Raw genomic sequence first — 19,360 nt, forward strand, 5'->3', positions numbered from 1 at the left:
TAGCGATGAGCCAGGACCGACCGGTCGCGACGCTCAGCCGAAGGCGTCGAGCAGCGCGCGCTCCTCCGCCCTGGTGAGCCCCGCGCGCCGACCGCGGTCGACACCGCGCTCGCGCTCGTCCGCCACGACCCGCTCGACCGTGTCGGCGAGCGAGCGGAGGGTGCCACCGTTGTGTCGGTAGCGCGTGTTCGAGCGGGTCATGAACCCGGTCATCTCGGGCGGCAGCCACAGCGGCAGCGATCGCGGCCCTGACCAGTGGGCGACGCCCTCGGCGACGAGACGCTCCTCCACACCGACGACCATCGGACCCGTGTGGCCCGCGGCATCGCGCACGGTCCGGATCACGTCGGCCAGACCGTGCACGTCGCCGATCGCGTTCACGGCTCCGGTGACCTCGGCCGACACGATGAAGGCGGCGGCATCATCCACGTCGACGACCTGCGCCGTACGAGACTCGAGAGGCGGAACCAGCACGGGCTCATCTGGCGCTCTCAGGAACGCCGCCGCCCAGTAGCCGAAGCGATCGCTCGGGTCGCCGTCTCCGACGATGAGTCCCGGTCGCACGATCAGCGACCGGTCGCCGAGACCCGCCAGCACCGCGTCCTCCGCCGCGACCTTCTGGAGGCCGTAATCGTCGTCCTCCTGCTGTGCCGCGGGGAGCCGCGGAGCCGACTCATCCGCGCCGACGACCTCGTCGTCTCGGTACACCGACATCGACGAGACATAGGTCCATCGGGCCGCGCGGTCGCGGAGCGCGCGCACCGCCGCGGAGACGTGGTCGGCCCTGGACGAGACATCGACGACGTGATCCCAGTCCGTCCGCGACACGACGTCGTAGGCGTCTTCGTCCTCGCGGTCGGCGAGGACGAGGCTCGCCCCCGACGGCGCCGGCCGGTCGCCGCGGGCCAGGCACGTGACCGTCGCCCCTGCCCCGAGGGCGTGCGCAGCGACCCGCCCCGACAGCCATCCGGTCCCTCCGAGGATCAGCACATCCGTCATGACCTCATACCACCAGCGACGAGGCGTCAGGGGAAGGGGCTCCGCTCAGAGCGGAGCCCCCGCCACGCGAAAGTGCGCGGCACCCGTCTGGGGCGCCGCGCACTCTGTGCCGGGTTCAGTCGCGCAGGGCGGCCCCGAAGCGCTGCGCAGCAACCTCGACACCGGCGAGCTTGGCCGCTGTCGCTTCGGCCGCGGTGAGCGTGCGATCGTCGGCGCGGAAGCGCAGGGCGAAGGTCAGGCTCTTCGACCCCTCCGGCACGCCGTCGCCACGGTAGTCGTCGACGAGTCGCACGGCTTCCAGCAGCGCACCGGCGCCCTCGGCGAGCGCCGCCTGGACATCCGCGGCGGCCACGTCGGCCGGGAGCGTGAGAGAGACGTCCTGCGTCGCCGCAGGGAAGGTCGACAGCGAGGCGGCGACGACCCGACCGCTCGCGAGCGTGAGCACCCGATCCAGGTCGAGCTCGAAGACGGTCGCGCGTCCGGGGAGATCTGCGTCCTCTGCGACCGCGGGGTGGAGTTCGCCGACGTAGCCGACCTCTTCGCCGGCGACCAGGAGCGAGCCCGTCCGACCGGGGTGGAGGGCGGCACGCTCGGACTGCACCACGTCGATGTCGACACCCGCTGCGGCAGCGATCACCCGCACCGCGTCCAATGCCTCGACGATCCCCGCAGGCTCGGCGGGGCGGCCGGGCTGGCGCGGCGCGATGTGTCCGGTCAGGACCGCCGCGATGTGTCGATGTTGCGGCGGGATCGATGCGTTCAGCGCCGCGAGGGTCTCGTCCGACGGACGTGCCCCCAGCGGAGGAACGTCGTCGGTGCCGTACTCGACGCCGGGCTCGGGGAGGAACACCACGCCGGTCTCGAAGATCGCGAGGTCGATGAGTCCGCGCGAGATGTTGCGGTGCGCGGTCTGCAGCAGGCCGGGGATCAGCGAGCGACGCAGATACGGCGCCTGCCCGTCGAGCGGGTTCGCCAGACGGATGCTCGGCAGGTGCGCGCCCGTCGCGGAGCCGTGGAGGTCGTTCTGCGCCTCGGTCGTGAACGGGAACGCCGGGGTCTCCACGAGTCCCGCAGCGGCCAAGGCGTCGGCCACTCGGCGTCGGCCCTGCTGGTGCGCGGTGAGGCCACGTCCGGACGGCGGGGTCGGCAGCACCGACGGGATGCGGTCGAGGCCGTGGATGCGGGCGACCTCCTCGGCGAGCGTCCACTTGTCGGTCAGGTCGGGTCGCCAGGTCGGCGGGATCACGGTCCAGCCGCCGTCGGCGTCCGAGACCTCTGCTCCGATCGTCGTCAGCGCACGAACGATCTCCTCGTCGGTGTAGTCGACACCGATGAGCCCCGGCACGAAATCGGCCGGCAGTTCGATCTCGGGGACGAAGACCTCGGCGAACAGCGCGCCGCCCTCGTCCGTGAGCGTCCCGCCGGCGAGTTCGACCATGAGGTCGGCGGCACGGCGAGCGGCCACGAACGGGATGAGCGGGTCGACCCCGCGCTCGAACCGCTTGGAGGCCTCGCTGGGCAGTTTGTGTCGGCGCGCGGTGCGGGCGATGGTCGTCGGATCGAAGGTCGCCGCCTCGATGAGCACGTTCTTCGTCGTGTCGCTCATCTCCGTGGTGCCGCCGCCCATGACGCCGGCGAGACCGATCGGGCCGGACCCGTCGGTGATGAGCAGGTCTTCGACGTGCAAGGCGCGCTCCACCCCGTCGAGCGTGGTCATCTTCTCGCCCGGGGTGGCGCGGCGAACCGTGATGCCTCCCGCGAGCTTGTCGAGATCGTAGCCGTGCAGCGGCTGCCCCAGTTCGAGCATGACGTAGTTGGTGATGTCGATCAGCACGCCCAACGAGCGCATGCCCGCGAGGCTGAGCCGCGCGATCATCCACGGCGGAGTCGGGCGCGAGGGATCCACGTCCCGCACGACGCGCGTCACGAACTCGCTCGCGCCGACGCGGCCGCGCACGGGGGCGACGTCGTCGACGACGGTCGTGTGCCCGCTTCCGGGCTGCAGCTCGGCGAAGTCGCGCTCCGCGGGGTCGCGGAAGGCTGCCCCCGTGGCGTGCGCGTACTCACGGGCGACGCCGCGCAGCGAGAAGGCGTAGCCACGGTCGGGCGTGACGTTGATCTCGACCGCCACGTCGTCCAGGCCCAGCAGGGCGATCGCGTCGGTGCCGACGGGCGCGTCGATGCCGAGGTCCGACAGCACGACGATGCCGTTGTGCTCGTCGCCGAGGCCCAGCTCACGTGCCGAGGCGATCATGCCGTCGGACACGTGACCGTAGGTCTTGCGCGCGGCGATCGGGAACGGACCGGGCAGCACCGCACCGGGGAGGGTCACGACGACCTTGTCGCCGGCGACGAAGTTGTGGGCGCCGCAGACGATCCCGCGGACACCGCCGTGCGCCTCGCCCACATCGACCTGGCACCAGTTGATGGTCTTGCCGTTGGACTGCGGCTCGGCCTCGAGTGAGACGACCTGACCGACGACGACGGGACCGGTGATGTCGAAGCGGTGCACGTCCTCCTCTTCGAAGCCGACGGTCACCAGCGCCGCGAGGACATCCTCGGGGGTGGCGTCCGTCGCCACGTCGACGTACTCACGCAACCACGAAAGCGGGACGCGCATCACACCACCATCCCGTACTGCTCGCTGAACCGAACGTCACCCTCTGCCATGTCGCGCATGTCCTGCACGTCGCTGCGGAACATGAGCCCTCGCTCGATGCCCATGCCGAACGCGAAGCCGCTGTACTCCTCGGGGTCGATCCCCGCCGCACGCAGCACGTTCGGGTTGACCATGCCGCAGCCGCCCCACTCGATCCAGCGGGCGCCGCCCTTGAAGGTCGGGTGCCACAGGTCGAGTTCGGCGGACGGCTCGGTGAAGGGGAAGTAGTTCGTGCGGAAGCGCATCTTCGCCTCCGGTCCGAACAGTTGGCGCGCGAAGTGGTCGAGCGTGCCCTTGAGGTGCGCCATCGTGATGCCCTTGTCGATCACGAGGCCTTCGAACTGCGTGAACACCGGCAGGTGCGTCGCATCGAACTCGTCGGTGCGGTAGACACGTCCGGGGCACAGCACGTAGATGGGCACATCGCGGTCGAGCATCGAGCGCACCTGCACCGGGCTCGTGTGCGTGCGCATCACGAGGTGCCGCGAGGTGGGGTCGACGTAGAACGTGTCCTGCTCCTGACGCGCAGGGTGGTCGACGTCGAAGTTCAGGGCGTCGAAGTTGAACCACTCGTGCTCGAGCTCCGGTCCCTCTGCGATCTCCCAGCCCATCCCGACGAAGATGTCGCACACCTGGTCCTGGAGCAGCGTGAGCGGGTGACGGGCGCCGACGCGGGTGCGCGACGGGAGGGCGGTGATGTCGACGCGCTCCGCCTCGAGCCGCGCGGCGACCTCTCTGGCGGCGAGCTCGGCCTCTTTGGCGGCGAGCGCCTGGGTGACCTGTCCACGCCCCTGGCCGACGAGCTTGCCGAACGCGGCCTTGTTCTCGGGCGCGACCTGGCGCATCGAGGCGTTGAGGACCGCGAGCGGCGATCCCTCGGCCACGTGGGCGGCACGCGCCGCTTTCAGCTCGGCGGTGTCGGCTGCGGCGGCGATCGCCGCGAGGGCGTCGGCGACGGCGGCTTCGACCGCTTCCGGGGTGATTTCAGGAGACTCTGACACGAGAATCGAGTCTACCGGGGGCGCGCGGGTGCCTTTCGCGGATCAGCGCGGCGCCTCAGACCCGTCGCCCTGCAGCACGATGAGCGAGGTGTTGGTCTCGCCTCCGTGCTGACGGGGATCCGGCACCGCAGGTCCTGCCTTCGGCGAGCGCTTGGCTCGGCGCTGCAGACGGTACGCGATGTAGGAGAGCAGGAGACACACGGCCACGTACATCGATCCGCCGACGATCGCCGCCGGGATCAGCGGGGAGCCGTAGGGCGCCTGGTTGCCGATCTGGTTGATGACGTAGAGCAGCTCCTGGTACGTGATGATGAATCCGAGCGCGGTGTCCTTCAGCGCGACGACGAGCTGCGCGATGATCACGGGCATCATGGCCCGGACCGCCTGCGGGATCAGGATGAAGTACATCACTCCTGTCTTGCGCAGTCCGATCGCGTATCCGGCTTCCTTCTGTCCCCGTGGCAGCGACTCGATCCCCGCGCGCAGCACCTCGGCGAGCACGGAGCCGTTGTAGACGATCAGCGCGATGACGACCGCCCAGTACGGCGGCATCTTCACACCGATCACGGGAAGGCCGTAATACAGCAGCATCATGAGGATGAGGACGGGCACGGCCCGAAGCACCTCGATGATCCAGCGGACGGGTTCGCGCACCCAGGCGTGCTCGGAGAGGCGTCCGACGCCGAGGAGGAAGCCGAGGACGATGGATCCGACACCGGCGACGGCGAAAGCGGCCAGCGTGGCCAGGAGTCCTTCGCCGAACCGAACCCAGACGGCCGAGAAGGTGAAGATGTTCCACTTCTCCGCGGTGAACTGTCCGGTGGCGAACAGGCGCCACACGACCCAGCCGAGCACGGCCAGGACGACCAGCACCGTGAGCGCGCCGATGAGGCGGTTCCGGACGACGGCACGGGGACCCGGGACGTCGAAGAGGACGGAAGTCATCGTGCGATCCTCCACTTGTTCTCGAGTACGCGCTGCAGCCAGCCGAGCAGCAGCACCAGGACCACGAAGACGACCATGACCCACAGCAGGACAGCCAGCGCGTTCTCACCCCGCTCGCTCAGCGACGCCCGGATGGTGCCGAGGTTGACGACGGAGAAGCCCGCGGCCACCGTGGTGTTCTTCATCAGGGCGATGAGGACGCTCATCATCGGAGGAACCACCGAGCGTGTCGCCTGCGGTAGCACGACGTAGCGCATGACCTGACCGAAGTTCAGGCCGATCGCCCGTGCCGCCTCGGCCTGCCCCACCGGCACCGTGTTGATGCCGGCGCGCAGCGCCTCCGCGACGTAGGTCGCGGTGTAGATGCCGAGGGCGCTGACCGCCAACATCAGCGGGTTCACGCGCTCCCCCAAGAGGAGCGGCAGGCAGAACGCGAAGAAGAACATGACGAGTGTGAGCGGCGTGTTGCGGATCCAATTGACGTAGACGCCGCCGACCGCCCGGGCGATCGGCACGGGGGACACCCTGGCCGCGCCGACGATCAGTCCGAGTACCAGGGCGATGAGCCCGCCGCCCAGGAACAGCACGATCGTGCCCCACAGTGCTTCACCCCAGAGGTCGAGGTGGTCGCTGATGACTCCCACAGCTGCTCCTGTCGATTCGTGTTCTCGCGATGGCCCTGCCGATGAAGGGGCGGCCGATGGTGTCGGCCGCCCCCTTGAATCAACCGACCGGGTCGACCTCGGGCTGCTTCGCCTCGACGCCGGACGCGCCGAGGTTGTTGTCGAAGATCTGCTGCCAGATGTCTCCGCCGTCGGTCAGCTGCGTGTTGAAGTACTCGACAAGCGCGTCATCGCCCTTGGCCACGCCGATGCCGTAGCGCTCCTCGCTGAAGGGCTCTCCGACGACCTTGAGCTTGTCGGGGTCCTGGGCCGCGTAGCCGATGAGGATCGCCTCGTCGGTGGTGACGGCGTCGACCTGGCCGCTCTTGAGGTCCTCGACGCACTTCGAGTAGGTGTCGTACTCCTTGGTCTTCACCTCGGGGTAGTTCTCCTTGATGTTCTGGATCGGCGTGGAGCCGGTGGCCGAGCAGACGATGGTCGACGCGTCCAGGTCGTCCACGCTCTCGATGTCGCTGTCGGCGCCGACGAGGAGGCCCTGTCCGGTGACGAAGTAGGGGCCGGCGAAGGAGATCTGCTCCTTGCGCTTGTCCGTGATCGAGTAGGTCCCGACGTAGTAGTCGATGTCGCCGTTCACGATCGCCTGCTCGCGGTTCGCCGAGGCGATCGCCGTGAACTCGATCTTCTCCGGGTCGACCCCGAGCGAGGCCGCCATCCAGCGGGCGATGTCGACGTCGAAGCCGGTGCGGTCGCCGGTGACCGGGTCGAGGTAGCCCAGACCCGGCTGGTCCTCCTTGACGCCGACCTTGACCGTGCCCGACGACGAGATCCGGTCGAACGTCGGACTCCCGTCGATGCTGACGTCCGTCAACACCGTCCAGGGCGTGGCGCTGGACGCGTCGTCGTCGCCGCCGTCCTCCGGCGCTCCCGTGCTCGACGGGGTTCCGCTGTTGCAGGCCGTCAGGGCGAGCAGCGCCGCCGCTGCGATTCCGATGCCTGCCAGTGTCCGTGTGCGTCGCATGTGCGTCTCCTTCGTGTGCTGTGTGTGCAGGGTCTGTGGGGTACGAGGGGCTGAGGTCAGGCGCTCAGTGCGTGAGGAGCTTCGAGAGGAAGTCCTTGGCACGGTCGCTCTTCGGGTTCGTGAAGAACTCCTCGGGAGTCGCCTCCTCCACGATCCGACCATCGGCCATGAAGACGACGCGGTCGGCCGCCTTGCGTGCGAAGCCCATCTCATGGGTGACCACGATCATGGTCATGCCCTCATGGGCGAGCTCGACCATCACGTCGAGGACCTCGTTGATCATCTCGGGGTCGAGCGCGCTGGTCGGCTCGTCGAACAGCATCACCTTCGGCTGCATCGCGAGCGCACGGGCGATCGCGACGCGCTGCTGCTGCCCGCCGGACAGCTGTGCCGGCAGCTTCGAGGCCTGCTGGTCCACGCCGACGCGCTTGAGGAGCAGCATCGCCTCGGCCTCGGCATCCGCCTTCTTGAGGCCGCGGACCTTGATCGGACCGAGGGTCACGTTCTCGAGGATCGTGAGGTGGGCGAAGAGATTGAACGATTGGAAGACCATGCCGACGTCCGCACGGAGCGTGGCGAGGCCCTTGCCCTCGGCAGGCAGTTCCTTGCCGTCGATGAGGATGGATCCGCTCGTGATGGTCTCGAGCCGGTTGATGGTGCGGCACAGGGTCGATTTGCCGGAACCGGACGGGCCGATCACGACGACGACCTCGCCGGAGTTGACCGTCAGATCGATGTCGGCGAGCGCCTGGAAGTCGCCGTAGTGCTTCTGAACGTTCTCGACAACGACGAGGGGTGTACCAGAGGTCATCATTTCTCCAAACTAGCCACGTCGTACGCGTGGTTCCAGGCACTCCGGTGAGATTTACACGTTCGTAATCACCTGATCGCGGTGCCAATGCTGCCTTGCATGGGCACCCCACGGCCCGCCCCCTCGGGCCGCGGGATCATCCCGCTGCTGCACTCCCAGCGACAGTGAAGCGGCAGGCCTCCGATCGTGTGCGATCGCCCTCACACTGGCAGAAGGCGGCCCCCGTGTCAGACTTCTTGAGGATTTCTTGAGCCGTCAGCCGCGAAGATCCCGGTAGTAGTCGATCGCCCCCGGATGCAGGGGAACAGGGCCGGTGAAAATCGCCGAGCGGCGGTCCAGCAGTGCCGCGGTCGGCACCTGACCGGCCATCCGCAGCCGGGCGTCGAACAGGCCTGTCAGGATGTCGCGGACCACGCCGTCGGGGGTGGAGGACGCAGTGACGAGATAGTTCGGAACCGCCATCGTGGTCGCAGCGTCCGTCAGGCCGTAGGTGCCGGCCGGCACATCGGCGGGGCGATACGCATCGGAGTATCGCTCGTTGACACGGTCGACCCATTCCTGTTCGATCGGCAGCAGGCGCACCGCCGTCACCTGGGCGAGTTCCGAGACGCCGGGGGTGGGGAGCCCGCCGACCCAGAAGAATCCGTCGATCTCCCCCTGTTCCATCGCGCGGATCGACTCTCCGAGGTCGAACCTCGGGTTGCGGACCGACGCGAGGTCGACACCGGCCGCATCGAGGACGCGCGCAGCGATCACGTTCACCCCGGAGTTCTCGGCGCCGAGCGAGATCGTGCGCCCGGCGAGATGACCGATGTCCGCGATCTCCGAGTCGCCGCGCACCACGACCTGCACGTACTCGTCGTACAGACGAGCCACGGCCTGCACCTCCAGCGGATGCTCGAACGCCCCGGCCCCTGCCACGGCATCTGCGGCGGCGTCTCCCTGTGCGAAACCGACCAGCGCTTCTCCCGAACTCACGCGCAGCAGGTTGTCCACCGAACCGGCCGTCTCGAGGGCGGTCATCCGGACATCCAGCTCGCCGGAGAGCACGGCCGCGAGATGGCTTCCGTAGTCGTAGTAGACGCCCGTCGATCCGCCGCTGGCGATCGCGTACTCCGCGTCGGTCCATTCGCTCGCCCGCTGGGTGCACGCCGCCAAGGCCCCCAGCAGCGCGAGAGCCATGGCCCCGGCGATCACCCGCCGCACCCCGACGTTCACGGGGTGGTCCTGTCGTGCAGTTGCAGGGCGACGACGAGTCCACCGTCCGCAGCCGCCGCGACCGTCAGTTCGCCACCGACCGTCTCCAGCAGATCGCTCGCTATGGCGAGCCCGAGCCCCGTGCCGGGCGTGTCCTCGCTCTCGGCACTTCGCCAGAACCGGCCGGTCGCCGCCGCCGCCTGCTCTTCGCTGAGCCCAGGGCCGTGATCGCGGACCGTGATGCGGCAGACCCCGCCCTCCCGCTGCGCGCCGATCTCGATCGGCGCGCCATCCGGGGAGAACTTCACGGCGTTGTCGATCACCGCGTCGAGGGCGCTCTCGACGATCGTCCTGTCGGTCACGCTCATCACAGAGGCCTCCCCCGACCCCACCAGGGTGATGCCACGGTTCCCGGCGACATCGCGCCAGGCATCGCGGCGACGAGCCGCCAGGGTCGACAGATCGACCGCGGACATCGGCGAATCACCCCTGCTTCCTCTGGCGAGTCCGAGGAGCGTCTCGAGGATGCGCGTCATCCGTCGGCCTTCCTCCCTCGTCTCCTCCACATCCTCACGCCATTCCGTGCCCAGTCCCGTGGCCAGATGCTCGACCCGCAGGAGCAGGGCGTTGAGCGGATTGCGCAGTTCGTGTGACGCGTTCAGCGCGAACTCCTGCTGCCGCGTCATCACCCTCTCGATCTCGTCGGCCATGCCGTTGAAGACACGCGCCATCCGTCGCAGCTCTGGCGGACCGGCATCCTCCGCGACCCGCGCGTCCATCTCGCCGCGCTCGATCGCCACCATCGCCTCGTCGAGTCGTCCGACCGGCGACAGCACCCAGCGGGCGAGGCGGAACACCAGCAGCACCCCGAGCGCGATCAGGACGAGCGCGATCGCGGAGATCACCAGGATCTGCTGCAGGATGGCGGCACGGGGAGCATCGACATCGCCCGCGACCATCACCGCACCGATCACGTCGCCATCGTCGAACACCGGTTCGGCGAGAGCGGCGTCGGCGACCGACCAGGGGTACACCGCTGCAGGCTGCTCCGCTCGACGCCCGGAGAGAGCGAGCCTGACCCGCTCCGCGTCCTCGTCCGTGAGCGCCGCCGCGTCCTGATCGCCGGAGGCCCAGACGCCACCGCCCAGGTCGAACACGGTGACGTCGATGCCGTACACCTCTCGGAACCGCCTCACCTCGGCGTCTATCACCGTCGCGCTCCCCGACCGCAGCGCCTGGCGGGCGCTCGTGACGAAGTACCCGAGGTCACCGAGCTGCTGCGTGTAGAACGACTGCTGCACGCTCCCGGCCGCACTCCAGCCTGCCGCGCCGCCGAGGGCGACGAGGATCGCCACGAGGGGGACGAGGAACACGATGACCAGACGGCGACGCATGGCTCAGGATCCTGCGAGCCGGTAGCCGACGCCGCGGACCGTCTCGATTACGCCGCGGGCGCCGGTCTTCTTGCGGATCGCCCCGACGTGCACCTCGAGGGAGTGCCCGAATCCGCGCCAATCCGTGTTCCATACCTCGCGGATCAGGCGCTCCTTCGGAACCGCCACACCGGGATACCGTGCAAGGACGGCGACGATGTCGAATTCCTTGCGGGTGAGGTCGACCGGTACGCCGTCCGACAGCACCTGACGCGACACGAGGTCGATCTCGAGCGCGCCGTCGAGAAGCCGCACCCGCGCGTCGGACTCGGGACGCATCGGCCGCGAGCGTCGCGTCACCGCCTCGATCCTGGCGAGCAGCTCGTGCACGTCGTAGGGCTTCACCACGAAGTCGTCGGCACCGGCGCGCAGCCCCTTGATGCGCTCGGCGACCTGGTTGCGTGCCGTGACGATCACGATCGGAACCTCGGAACGTCCGCGGATCCGACGGCAGAGGTCGACGCCGTCGATGTCGGGCAGCCCGAGGTCGAGGAGGACGACCTCGGTGTCCGCGCCGAGGAGCTCCAACGCGGCTGCCCCGTCGGCGGCCCGCACCGTGGCATAGCCGGATCGCGCGAGGAAGGCCTCCAGCGCACCGGCGACCCGGTCGTCGTCCTCGACGATCAGAATCCTCATCGACCCCGCTTCCCGCTTCCTTCGTCGGTCGGAACGTCAGTCGAGCGACAGCGCCCGCTGCGCGAACGCGCTCTCGTACAGGCACACGCTCGCTGCCGTCGCCAGGTTGAGGGACTCGGCCTTGCCGAAGATGGGCAGACGCAGCACCTGGTCGGCGAGTGCGAGAGCGTCGTCCTCGAGCCCTCGTGCCTCGTTGCCGAAGAGCCAACCCGTGGGTTCCGCCAGCACGCCGTCGGCCCGCGCCTTCAACAGGTCGTCGCCCTTGACGTCGGCCGCGAGGATGCGCAGCCCCGCCGCGTGCGCACGATCGACGACGTCGGACAGGTCTCCCCGATCGAGACCGGGAGGTGGAACAGCGAACCTGTCGTGGCCCGCACCACCTTCGGGTTGTAGGGGTCGACGGTACGACCGGTCAGCACCACGGCGTCGGCGCCTGCGGCATCCGCGGCACGGATGATCGTGCCGAGGTTCCCTGGGTCCCGCACCTCCTCGCAGATCGCCACCAATCGCGGCGACGCATCGAAGATGTCACGCACCGACGTCGGCGTCTGCTGCACCACCGCCACGAGCCCCTGCGGAGTGACCGTGTCGGCCATCGCATTGAGCACGTACTCGGTCACGAACTCGACGTCGACGTCCGCCTCGGCCGCGCGCGCACGGATGTCGGGATGCTTCTCCCAGCCGTTCGGCGTCGCGAACAGCTCGACGATCGCCTCCGGACGATAGACGAGCGCCTCGCGGACCGACTGCGGGCCTTCCAGAAGGAACAGTCCGGTCTCGGTTCGCGCACTGCGCTTGGTCAGCTTCGCGACGGCACGGACTCGGGGTGAGCGGGGGTTCTCCAGCACGATCACAGTCTAGGGAACCGACGACGGGTTCCCGCACCATCGAGATAGCATGCCCCCATGAGAGCGGATGCCGTGACGCCGATCGCTCGACGGCGGATCGTCCTCCTCGTCCTCGCCGCCGTCACCGTCGCGGCCGGACTGATCGTGCATCGCACCGTGACCGGCGTCCCGGGCGATATTGCGGGAGATGCGCTCTACGCGGTGCTGATCTCGTTGCTCGTCGCGCTCGTCGCGCCACGGGCTCATCCCGCTGCGGTGGCGGTCATCGCGTTCGCCGTGTGCGCCGCCGTCGAGCTGTTGCAGCTCACGGGTCTCCCCGCGAGCTGGCGTCGGTCTTCCCTCCGACCACGCTCGTCCTCGGCTCCGGCTTCGATGCGCGCGACATCGTCGTGTACGCCGTGGCCGTCGCGGCGACGGCTCTCACCGACGGCGCCGTCAGCCGGGCGATGGCCGGCGCGGAGCCGAGAGACGCCACAGGGCGCCCTCCCGAAGGAGAGCGCCCTGTGTGAAGAGGTGCTTACGCAGCCGACTTCGGTGCGTTGACGTCGGAGGGCAGAGCCTTCTTCGCCGTCTCGACCAGGGTCGTGAACGTGGCAGCGTCGTTGACCGCGAGGTCGGCGAGCATACGACGGTCGACCGTGACACCCGCGAGGCCGAGGCCCTGGATGAAGCGGTTGTAGGTCATGCCGTTCTGGCGGGCAGCGGCGTTGATGCGCTGGATCCAGAGACGACGGAAGTCGCCCTTGCGCTTGCGACGGTCCCGGTACGAGTAGACCAGGGAGTGGATGACCTGCTCCTTGGCCTTCCGGTAGAGGCGCGAACGCTGTCCGCGGTATCCGGAGGCGCGCTCGAGGATGACGCGACGCTTCTTGTGGGCGTTTACCGCCCGCTTGACTCTTGCCATTTTCCTGTGTTCCTATTCGTGCGTCGGACGCGTCAGCGACCGAGAAGCTTCTTCGCGACCTTGGTGTCGGCCTTCGAGAGCACCTGGTCCTGGTTGAGGCGACGGGTGCGACGGCTCGACTTGTGCTCGAGGTTGTGGCGCATCCCGGCCTGCTGCTTCTTCAGCTTTCCGCTGCCGGTGATCTTGAAGCGCTTCTTAGCACCCGAGTGGGTCTTCTGCTTCGGCATCTTCTCTTCCTTCGTATGGCGCCTTCTCAGGCGACGGTGTCAACCCGCGGTGCGGGAGTTCTGGGGGCGGGGTTACTCCGCCGGTGCGGAAGCTGCGGACTCGCTCTTCGCCTCGCGCGCGGCCTGCTTCTTGTCGGCACGCTGCGCGTCACGGACGGCGTTCTGCTCCTGCTTGGCCTCGGACTTGCTCTTCAGCGGAGCGACGACCATGACCATGTTGCGACCGTCGATGGTCGGGTTCGACTCGACGGTGCCGAACTCGGCGACGTCCTCGGCGAACTTGCGCAGCAGACGCACACCCTGCTCGGGGCGCGACTGCTCGCGGCCGCGGAACAGGATCATGGCCTTGACCTTGTCGCCGGCCTTGAGGAAGCCTTCTGCACGCTTCAGCTTGGTCGTGTAGTCGTGAGCCTCGATCTTCAGACGGAAGCGGACTTCCTTGAGGATCGTGTTCGCCTGGTTGCGGCGCGCTTCCTTTTCCTTCTGGGCGGCCTCGTACTTGAACTTGCCGTAGTCCATGATCTTGACGACGGGCGGCTTCGAGTTGGGGGCGACCTCGACGAGGTCGAGATCGGCTTCCTGCGCGAGGCGCAGTGCAGCCTCGATGCGGACGACGCCGATCTGCTCACCCGCGGGGCCGACGAGGCGGACCTCGGGGACGCGGATGCGCTCATTGGTACGGGGATCGCTGATGCGGAGCTCCTTAGACGATGTGATCTCGGCCACCGCGATGCTGTCTGCATCACGGGCGAAATCGGAATCGTCCCCCACCCACCGGCATTCAGACGCCGGCTCCACACCCTGTCTGCCGGTTTCGTCGCAGGGACGGAACCGGTGGAGTGCAAGACCCGGTAGCCTTGAACGGCAAGCGCGGGTGGGAAATGAATCCTCTTTCGATTCGGAGCGTGACGCCCCGAAGCCCGCCAAAGTCTAACAGAAAGCAAGGCACGTGACGAACCAGGCACCGGACGAGGCTGCACGCGAGCGCGAAGAGCGCTGGGCACGTCAGGAGGAGGCCGCATCGTCGGCCACCCGAGACATCGCCGATGTCCCCGCGGTCGAGGTGATCACCACTGCCGCCGTGCACCTCATGAGCGCGGCCGCCGTCAAGCTCGGCCTCGCCGACGATCCGGATGCCGCGGCACAGCTCGACCTCGATGAGGCCCGCAAGCTCATCAACGCGCTGGCCGGCCTCATCACCGCCGGCGCACCGGAGATCAGCGACATGCATGCACGGTCGCTGCGAGACGGGCTCCGGTCGCTGCAGCTCGCGTTCCGCGAAGCATCCGCGATCCCCGACCCGATCGGCAAGGGCCCGGGCGAGAAGTGGACCGGCCCGGTCACATGAGACGGCGCGCGGGCGCCGGAGGTTGGCGAGAAGCTGCGGTCAGGCGCTGCGGCGGAGCTTGACGGTGAGGGAGTCCGCGAGCACGGCGATCCGGTCGTCGGATGCCCAGCGCTGAGCCAGACGAGACATCACCGCGTCGAGCACTTCGCGTTCGAGGCCGTCCACGAGCTCCAGGATCACGATCAGCTCGGGGCCGCGCAGGCGGGCATCGGGGTCACCGGATGCCACAGCGACGTCGATCACCGCCAACTCGTGCGCCACGCTCTCCTGGAGCGCGGTGTACACCTCGGTGGAGAGGAAGCTCGGCTCCCAGGGGTGCTCCTGGGCGATCGCCCCACCGCGGGCCGCCGGATCACGAACTCCGTGTCGGAGGTCGGGTCGAGCACGATCAGATCGGTGTCTTCGGCCGACGCGGCCAGCGCGGCACGCAGCGCCTCGACCGGGATGGGCCGCGCGGCGGGGTCCCACTTCTGCATCGCGTCGACCGAGGAGAACACCGGCTGCACGCGGCGCCCATCCGGAGCGGCCACCGTCACGATCGACAGCTCCTGCGTCTTGTCGACGGCGAGCCCGTTCGGCGCGACGCCCTCTTCGCCCTTCTCGGCGATCAGCGGGATCAGCACGCGAGCGGAACGGAAGGCGTCGACGACCTCGACCTGACTGCCCTCCCCCGCGCGGAAACGCAGGAGCGCGGAGAGCAGCGCGGGATCGGCGGAGCCGTCATCCGCCGCGTGCGGGTTCGACTCGAAGCTGCGTCCCTCCCACGGGACTCCGGCCGAGTCGCCGTGGTTGTGCGACTCCGGCCCGCAGGCGTGCCCGTCAGTCTCCGGCGACATCCAGTGCCTCAGCCAGGGTGAACGCGCCGGCATAGAGAGCCTTGCCGACGATCGCACCTTCCACACCGAGGGTACGAGATCGCGGAGGGCCGCGATGTCGTCGAGGTTCGAGATGCCGCCGGACGCGACGACCGGCTTCGGCGTGCGCGAGGTGACCTCCCTCAGCAGCTCGAGGTTGGGGCCGCGGAGCGTGCCGTCCTTGGTGACGTCGGTGACCACGTAGCGGCTGCAGCCGGCATCCTCCAGGCGCTCGAGCACCTCCCAGAGGTCGCCGCCCTCCTTGGTCCAGCCGCGGGCGGCGAGCGTCGTGCCCCGCACATCCAGGCCGACCGCGATCGCCTCGCCGAAACGGCCGATGACATCGGCCGCCCACTCGGGGTTCTCCAGCGCTGCCGTGCCCAGGTTGATCCGGGTGGCGCCGCTCTCGAGTGCCGCCTCCAGCGTCGCGTCGTCGCGGATGCCGCCGGAGAGCTCGATGTTCACGCCCTTGAACTGCTTGATCACCTTGCGCAGGATCGGTGCATTGCTGCCACGCCCGAATGCCGCGTCGAGGTCGACGAGATGGATCCACTTCGCGCCCTGCGCTGCCCACTCCCCTGCGGCGTCGAGCGGGTCGCCGTAGCTCGTCTCGGACCCGGCCTCACCCTGGGTGAGGCGGACGGCCTTTCCCCCGGCGACATCGACCGCGGGAAGGAGCGTGAGCGAGGGGGACTGCGCGAAGTCGTTCATGGGGTCCTTGCATCGGGAAGGTCAGCGGCCCGGACCGGGCACGAGAACCGAGGGTAGTCCGCCGACGGGCGGCTGACAAAACGGATGACGTCGACGGTCGGGGTCAGAGACTCCCGACCCAGTTGCGCAGCAGTTGGATGCCCGCTTCACCCGACTTCTCCGGGTGGAACTGCGTCGCCGACAACGGCCCGTTCTCGACGGCAGCGAGGAACGGATCGCCATACGTCGTCCAGGTGAGGACAGGCTCGGGGAACGGAGGGATGACATCGAGCTCCCACGACTGCGCCGCGTAGGAGTGCACGAAGTAGAAGCGCTCCTCCTCGAGTCCACGGAACAGGACGCTGTCGGCTCCGGGCTCGACCGTGTTCCAGCCCATGTGGGGAAGCACCGGCGCATTGAGCTCGGTGACGGCTCCCGGCCACTCGCCCAAGCCCTCGGTGTCGTGCCCTCGCTCGACGCCGTGCGCGAAGAGCACCTGCATGCCGACGCAGATGCCCATCACCGGGCGGCCTCCGGCCAATCGCCGATCGATGATCTCGTCGCCGCCGTGCGCGTGCAGCGCATCGCGGACGGCTTGGAACGCACCGACGCCCGGAACCAGGAGCCCATCGGCCTCGAGCGCCGCCGTGCGGTCGCGCGTCAGCACCGCATCCGCTCCGGCCGCGGCCAGCGCCTTGACCGCCGAGTGGACATTGCCCGACTCGTAGTCGAAGACCGCGACCCGGGGCGTCCTGCTCACAGTGCCCCCTTGGTGGAGGGGATGCCCTCGACCAGCGGATCCAGCGCCTTGGCCTGGCGGAACGCCCGGGCGAAGGCCTTGTACTCCGCCTCGGCGATGTGATGCGGGTCGCGTCCGCCCAGCACGCGCACGTGCACCGTCAACGCCGCGTTGAACGTGATGGCCTCGAACGAGTGACGCACCAGCGATCCCGTGAAGTGGCCCCCGATGAGGTGGTGCTCGAATCCCGCGGGCTCGCCGCTGTGCACGAGGTACGGCCGACCGGAGATGTCGACGACCGCCTGCGCGAGGGCCTCGTCGAGCGGCACGAGCGCGTCACCGTAGCGGGAGATCCCGGACTTGTCGCCGAGAGCTTCCAGGATCGCCTGGCCGAGCACGATGGAGACGTCTTCCACCGTGTGGTGCGCGTCGATGTCGGTGTCGCCCGAAGCGCGCACGGTGAGGTCGGTGAGCGAGTGCTTCGCGAAGGCCGTGAGCATGTGGTCGAAGAAGGGCACCGAGGTGTCGATGCGGCTCGCACCCGTGCCGTCGAGGTTCAGTTCGAGCTCGACGGTGGACTCCGACGTGCTGCGGACACGGCTCGCGGTGCGCGGCGTCGTTACGGGGTGCTCATGATGCCGATCCTATCGAGGCCAGCGCATCGAGGAACGCCGTGGTCTCGGCCTCGGTGCCCGCGCTCACCCTGAGGTGTCCGGGGATCCCGACATCGCGCACCAGCACGCCGCGGTCGTACAGCTGCTGCCATGTCGTGTGCGGGTCCGCCACCCCGCCGAAGAGGACGAAGTTCGACCACGATTCGTGCGGTGCATAGCCGAGCGCTTCGAGAGTCGCGGTGATCCGGTCGCGCTGCTCGACGATCTCCTCGACCATCCCGAGCATCACGTCGGCATTGCGCAGTGCCGCGACCGCGGCCGCCTGCGTGAGCGCACTCAGGTGATACGGCAGGCGCACCAGACGCAGCGCATCGATGAACGCGGGGTCGGCCGCCAGGTATCCGACCCGCGCCCCGGCGAAGGCGAACGCCTTGCTCATGGTGCGGGACACCGCGAGGCGAGGACGCCCGTCGAGGAGCGTCAGGGCCGAGGGGGCGTCGTGGGGCGCGAACTCCTGGTAGGCCTCATCGACGATCACGATCCCTCGAGCGGCCTCGTACACGGCCTCGACGACATCGAGTCCGAGCGGAGTGCCCGTGGGGTTGTTGGGCGTGCACAGGATGATCACGTCGGGGTCGGCGGCGCGCACCTGCTCCGCGGCTTCCTCGGGGTGATCGTGTAGTCGGGCTGCCGCGTGCCGGCGATCCAACGGGCCCCGGTCCCCTGCGTGATGAGCGGATACATCGAGTACGTGGGTGCGAAGCCGAACGCGGTGCGCCCCGGCCCTCCGAAGGCCTGCAGGATGTGCTGGAGCACCTCGTTCGATCCGTTGCCCGCCCAGATCTGGTCCGCGGAGAGGCCGTGCCCCAGATACTCGGCGAAGGCCTCCCGGAGTGCCGTGAACTCCCGGTCGGGGTACCGGTTGACCTCGTGGATCGCCACCGCGATGTCGTCGAGGATGTCGCTCGCGACGGCATCCGGGATCGGATGCGTGTTCTCGTTCACGTTCAACGCGATCGGGAGGGGCGCCTGCGGTGCACCGTAGGGCGTCAGACCGCGAAGATCATCACGAAGAGGAAGATCATTGAGGGAGAAGGTCACCCTCCCCATGTTAAGCGGCTGGTCGTGCGGATGACGAAACGTCGCGTCGCCTCCCGCGAGGCTTCAGTTCGTGTACTCCGCCGGGATCGCGAGCTCCTGGCCGACCTGGAGTCCACCGCTGCGCAGCAGGTTCATGCGGCTGATCTCGCCGATGACGTCTCGGGGGTCGGAGTTCGGAGCGACAGCGGTGGCGATCGACCAGAGGGTGTCTCCCGGCATGACCGTCACGGTCTCGACCGCGGCGACCGCCGTATCCGCCCCGGAGGCGGCGGCGCTGCCCCCGCTGAGTGCCGCGAACGCGATGCCGGCGGCCAGAGGAAGGGAGGCGAGAGCGAGCAGCACGCCACGTCCACGCGCCGTCAGTCGGAGTCGCGTGGCCGGTCGGGCCTGCGCCGGGATGACCGCTGCGGTGCTGAAGCTGATGCTGCTCATGTCGTGCTCCTTAGCCTGTCCCTCGGCCGGAGCCTCGGGGAAGTTGGCGTAGCGTTCGCATTCCCGACTCGGCCGGGAGCCGTGAATGCGAAGCTACGTACCGAAGATATCTTCGAGTTCGAACATCTGTCAAGTATTCTTCGAAACCACCTCCGCTTTTCGGGCGACACGCTCGAACAGATCTTCCAGATCGCGCCGATTCTCGGATACGGTTTCGACAAGAACACCCCACCACGGGCCTCCGACATTCGAAGAGCGACGTCGGATCACCGCACTTAAGG

At 68.7% G+C, this 19,360-nt stretch carries 18 protein-coding genes and 4 pseudogenes; 2 read left to right on the plus strand and 20 right to left on the minus strand.

What is annotated here, in order from left to right; all coding sequences use genetic code 11:
- Positions 1 to 33: 33 nt before the first annotated feature.
- The 11 genes and pseudogenes from K1X59_RS13020 to K1X59_RS13070 form a co-directional block, all read right to left on the minus strand.
- A complete protein-coding gene (locus K1X59_RS13020; protein ID WP_183150413.1) occupies positions 34 to 999 on the minus strand; it encodes an NAD-dependent epimerase/dehydratase family protein in 966 nt (321 codons plus the stop codon).
- Positions 1,000 to 1,114: 115 nt separating this feature from the next.
- Positions 1,115 to 3,619: a phenylalanine--tRNA ligase subunit beta gene (gene pheT / locus K1X59_RS13025; RefSeq protein WP_220173462.1), complete on the minus strand. Its 2,505-nt coding sequence runs from the start codon at positions 3,617 to 3,619 to the stop codon at positions 1,115 to 1,117.
- The gene (pheS, locus tag K1X59_RS13030) at positions 3,619 to 4,659 is read right to left on the minus strand and encodes a phenylalanine--tRNA ligase subunit alpha (RefSeq protein ID WP_183150414.1); all 1,041 of its coding nucleotides are present in this window, start codon (positions 4,657 to 4,659) and stop codon (positions 3,619 to 3,621) included. The genes pheT and pheS overlap by 1 nt, the downstream gene beginning before the upstream one ends.
- A gap of 42 nt (positions 4,660 to 4,701) precedes the next feature.
- Positions 4,702 to 5,604: an amino acid ABC transporter permease gene (locus K1X59_RS13035; protein ID WP_183150415.1), complete on the minus strand. Its 903-nt coding sequence runs from the start codon at positions 5,602 to 5,604 to the stop codon at positions 4,702 to 4,704.
- Positions 5,601 to 6,248 carry an amino acid ABC transporter permease gene (locus K1X59_RS13040; protein ID WP_183150416.1) on the minus strand — a complete coding sequence of 216 codons (648 nt, stop codon included), beginning with the start codon at positions 6,246 to 6,248 and terminating at the stop codon, positions 5,601 to 5,603. The genes K1X59_RS13035 and K1X59_RS13040 overlap by 4 nt, the downstream gene beginning before the upstream one ends.
- Positions 6,249 to 6,327: 79 nt before the next feature.
- The gene (locus tag K1X59_RS13045) at positions 6,328 to 7,245 is read right to left on the minus strand and encodes a glutamate ABC transporter substrate-binding protein (protein WP_183150417.1); all 918 of its coding nucleotides are present in this window, start codon (positions 7,243 to 7,245) and stop codon (positions 6,328 to 6,330) included.
- A 64-nt stretch (positions 7,246 to 7,309) separates the two neighbouring features.
- On the minus strand, positions 7,310 to 8,059 hold the full coding sequence (locus K1X59_RS13050) for an amino acid ABC transporter ATP-binding protein (RefSeq protein WP_396652543.1): 750 nt from the start codon (positions 8,057 to 8,059) through the stop codon (positions 7,310 to 7,312).
- 252 nt (positions 8,060 to 8,311) lie between these two features.
- Positions 8,312 to 9,274, minus strand: a complete 963-nt coding sequence (locus K1X59_RS13055) for a TAXI family TRAP transporter solute-binding subunit (RefSeq protein ID WP_244632000.1) — start codon at positions 9,272 to 9,274, stop codon at positions 8,312 to 8,314.
- Positions 9,271 to 10,647, minus strand: a complete 1,377-nt coding sequence (locus K1X59_RS13060) for a HAMP domain-containing sensor histidine kinase (RefSeq protein ID WP_183150419.1) — start codon at positions 10,645 to 10,647, stop codon at positions 9,271 to 9,273. Before K1X59_RS13060 ends, K1X59_RS13055 begins: the two co-directional genes overlap by 4 nt.
- Before the next feature lie 3 nt (positions 10,648 to 10,650).
- Positions 10,651 to 11,322 carry a response regulator transcription factor gene (locus tag K1X59_RS13065; RefSeq protein ID WP_183150420.1) on the minus strand — a complete coding sequence of 224 codons (672 nt, stop codon included), beginning with the start codon at positions 11,320 to 11,322 and terminating at the stop codon, positions 10,651 to 10,653.
- Between the two features lie 36 nt (positions 11,323 to 11,358).
- A pseudogene (locus K1X59_RS13070) lies at positions 11,359 to 12,170 on the minus strand (TrmH family RNA methyltransferase).
- Positions 12,171 to 12,227: 57 nt separating this feature from the next.
- Here K1X59_RS13070 and K1X59_RS13075 point away from each other — a divergent pair.
- Positions 12,228 to 12,713, plus strand: coding sequence for a DUF2809 domain-containing protein (locus K1X59_RS13075; protein ID WP_220173463.1), 486 nt, complete (start codon positions 12,228 to 12,230; stop codon positions 12,711 to 12,713).
- Here K1X59_RS13075 and rplT read toward each other — a convergent pair.
- The 3 genes from rplT to infC form a co-directional block, all read right to left on the minus strand.
- A complete protein-coding gene (gene rplT, locus K1X59_RS13080; protein ID WP_017202428.1) occupies positions 12,688 to 13,074 on the minus strand; it encodes a 50S ribosomal protein L20 in 387 nt (128 codons plus the stop codon). The genes K1X59_RS13075 and rplT overlap by 26 nt on opposite strands.
- Before the next feature lie 32 nt (positions 13,075 to 13,106).
- The gene (gene rpmI, locus K1X59_RS13085) at positions 13,107 to 13,301 is read right to left on the minus strand and encodes a 50S ribosomal protein L35 (RefSeq protein ID WP_017828564.1); all 195 of its coding nucleotides are present in this window, start codon (positions 13,299 to 13,301) and stop codon (positions 13,107 to 13,109) included.
- Positions 13,302 to 13,373: 72 nt separating this feature from the next.
- Positions 13,374 to 14,027: a translation initiation factor IF-3 gene (infC, locus tag K1X59_RS13090; RefSeq protein ID WP_183150422.1), complete on the minus strand. Its 654-nt coding sequence runs from the start codon at positions 14,025 to 14,027 to the stop codon at positions 13,374 to 13,376.
- Between the two features lie 223 nt (positions 14,028 to 14,250).
- On the opposite strand from infC, the gene K1X59_RS13095 reads away from it, so the two are divergent.
- Positions 14,251 to 14,649: a DUF1844 domain-containing protein gene (locus tag K1X59_RS13095; RefSeq protein ID WP_183150423.1), complete on the plus strand. Its 399-nt coding sequence runs from the start codon at positions 14,251 to 14,253 to the stop codon at positions 14,647 to 14,649.
- Positions 14,650 to 14,688: 39 nt separating this feature from the next.
- Here the strand turns inward: K1X59_RS13095 and K1X59_RS13100 are convergent.
- The 6 genes and pseudogenes from K1X59_RS13100 to K1X59_RS13125 form a co-directional block, all read right to left on the minus strand.
- Positions 14,689 to 15,485, minus strand: a pseudogene (locus K1X59_RS13100) (SseB family protein).
- Positions 15,469 to 16,214, minus strand: a pseudogene (gene priA, locus K1X59_RS13105) (bifunctional 1-(5-phosphoribosyl)-5-((5-phosphoribosylamino)methylideneamino)imidazole-4-carboxamide isomerase/phosphoribosylanthranilate isomerase PriA). The pseudogenes K1X59_RS13100 and priA overlap by 17 nt, the downstream one beginning before the upstream one ends.
- 103 nt (positions 16,215 to 16,317) lie before the next feature.
- Positions 16,318 to 16,953 carry an imidazole glycerol phosphate synthase subunit HisH gene (gene hisH, locus K1X59_RS13110; protein ID WP_183150424.1) on the minus strand — a complete coding sequence of 212 codons (636 nt, stop codon included), beginning with the start codon at positions 16,951 to 16,953 and terminating at the stop codon, positions 16,318 to 16,320.
- Complete coding sequence (gene hisB / locus K1X59_RS13115) at positions 16,950 to 17,492, minus strand: imidazoleglycerol-phosphate dehydratase HisB (protein ID WP_258567222.1); 543 nt, start codon at positions 17,490 to 17,492, stop codon at positions 16,950 to 16,952. Before hisB ends, hisH begins: the two co-directional genes overlap by 4 nt.
- Before the next feature lie 70 nt (positions 17,493 to 17,562).
- Positions 17,563 to 18,656: pseudogene (locus K1X59_RS13120) on the minus strand (histidinol-phosphate transaminase).
- 54 nt (positions 18,657 to 18,710) lie between these two features.
- Entirely contained in the window at positions 18,711 to 19,079 is a 369-nt protein-coding gene (locus K1X59_RS13125) for a LysM peptidoglycan-binding domain-containing protein (protein WP_183150425.1), read from the minus strand.
- Positions 19,080 to 19,360: the final 281 nt, after the last annotated feature.

The sequence above is a fragment of the Microbacterium sp. Se5.02b genome (assembly GCF_019464375.1).
GTDB lineage: Bacteria > Actinomycetota > Actinomycetes > Actinomycetales > Microbacteriaceae > Microbacterium.

Coding starts and splice junctions, on each gene's coding strand:
- K1X59_RS13075 (WP_220173463.1), top strand. CDS start 12,228: ATGAGAGCGGATGCCGTGACGCCGATCGCTCGACGGCGGATCGTCCTC.
- K1X59_RS13035 (WP_183150415.1), bottom strand. CDS start 5,604: ATGACTTCCGTCCTCTTCGACGTCCCGGGTCCCCGTGCCGTCGTCCGG.
- K1X59_RS13050 (WP_396652543.1), bottom strand. CDS start 8,059: ATGATGACCTCTGGTACACCCCTCGTCGTTGTCGAGAACGTTCAGAAG.
- pheT (WP_220173462.1), bottom strand. CDS start 3,619: ATGCGCGTCCCGCTTTCGTGGTTGCGTGAGTACGTCGACGTGGCGACG.
- rplT (WP_017202428.1), bottom strand. CDS start 13,074: ATGGCAAGAGTCAAGCGGGCGGTAAACGCCCACAAGAAGCGTCGCGTC.
- rpmI (WP_017828564.1), bottom strand. CDS start 13,301: ATGCCGAAGCAGAAGACCCACTCGGGTGCTAAGAAGCGCTTCAAGATC.
- K1X59_RS13020 (WP_183150413.1), bottom strand. CDS start 999: ATGACGGATGTGCTGATCCTCGGAGGGACCGGATGGCTGTCGGGGCGG.
- K1X59_RS13065 (WP_183150420.1), bottom strand. CDS start 11,322: ATGAGGATTCTGATCGTCGAGGACGACGACCGGGTCGCCGGTGCGCTG.
- K1X59_RS13125 (WP_183150425.1), bottom strand. CDS start 19,079: ATGAGCAGCATCAGCTTCAGCACCGCAGCGGTCATCCCGGCGCAGGCC.
- K1X59_RS13060 (WP_183150419.1), bottom strand. CDS start 10,647: ATGCGTCGCCGTCTGGTCATCGTGTTCCTCGTCCCCCTCGTGGCGATC.
- K1X59_RS13045 (WP_183150417.1), bottom strand. CDS start 7,245: ATGCGACGCACACGGACACTGGCAGGCATCGGAATCGCAGCGGCGGCG.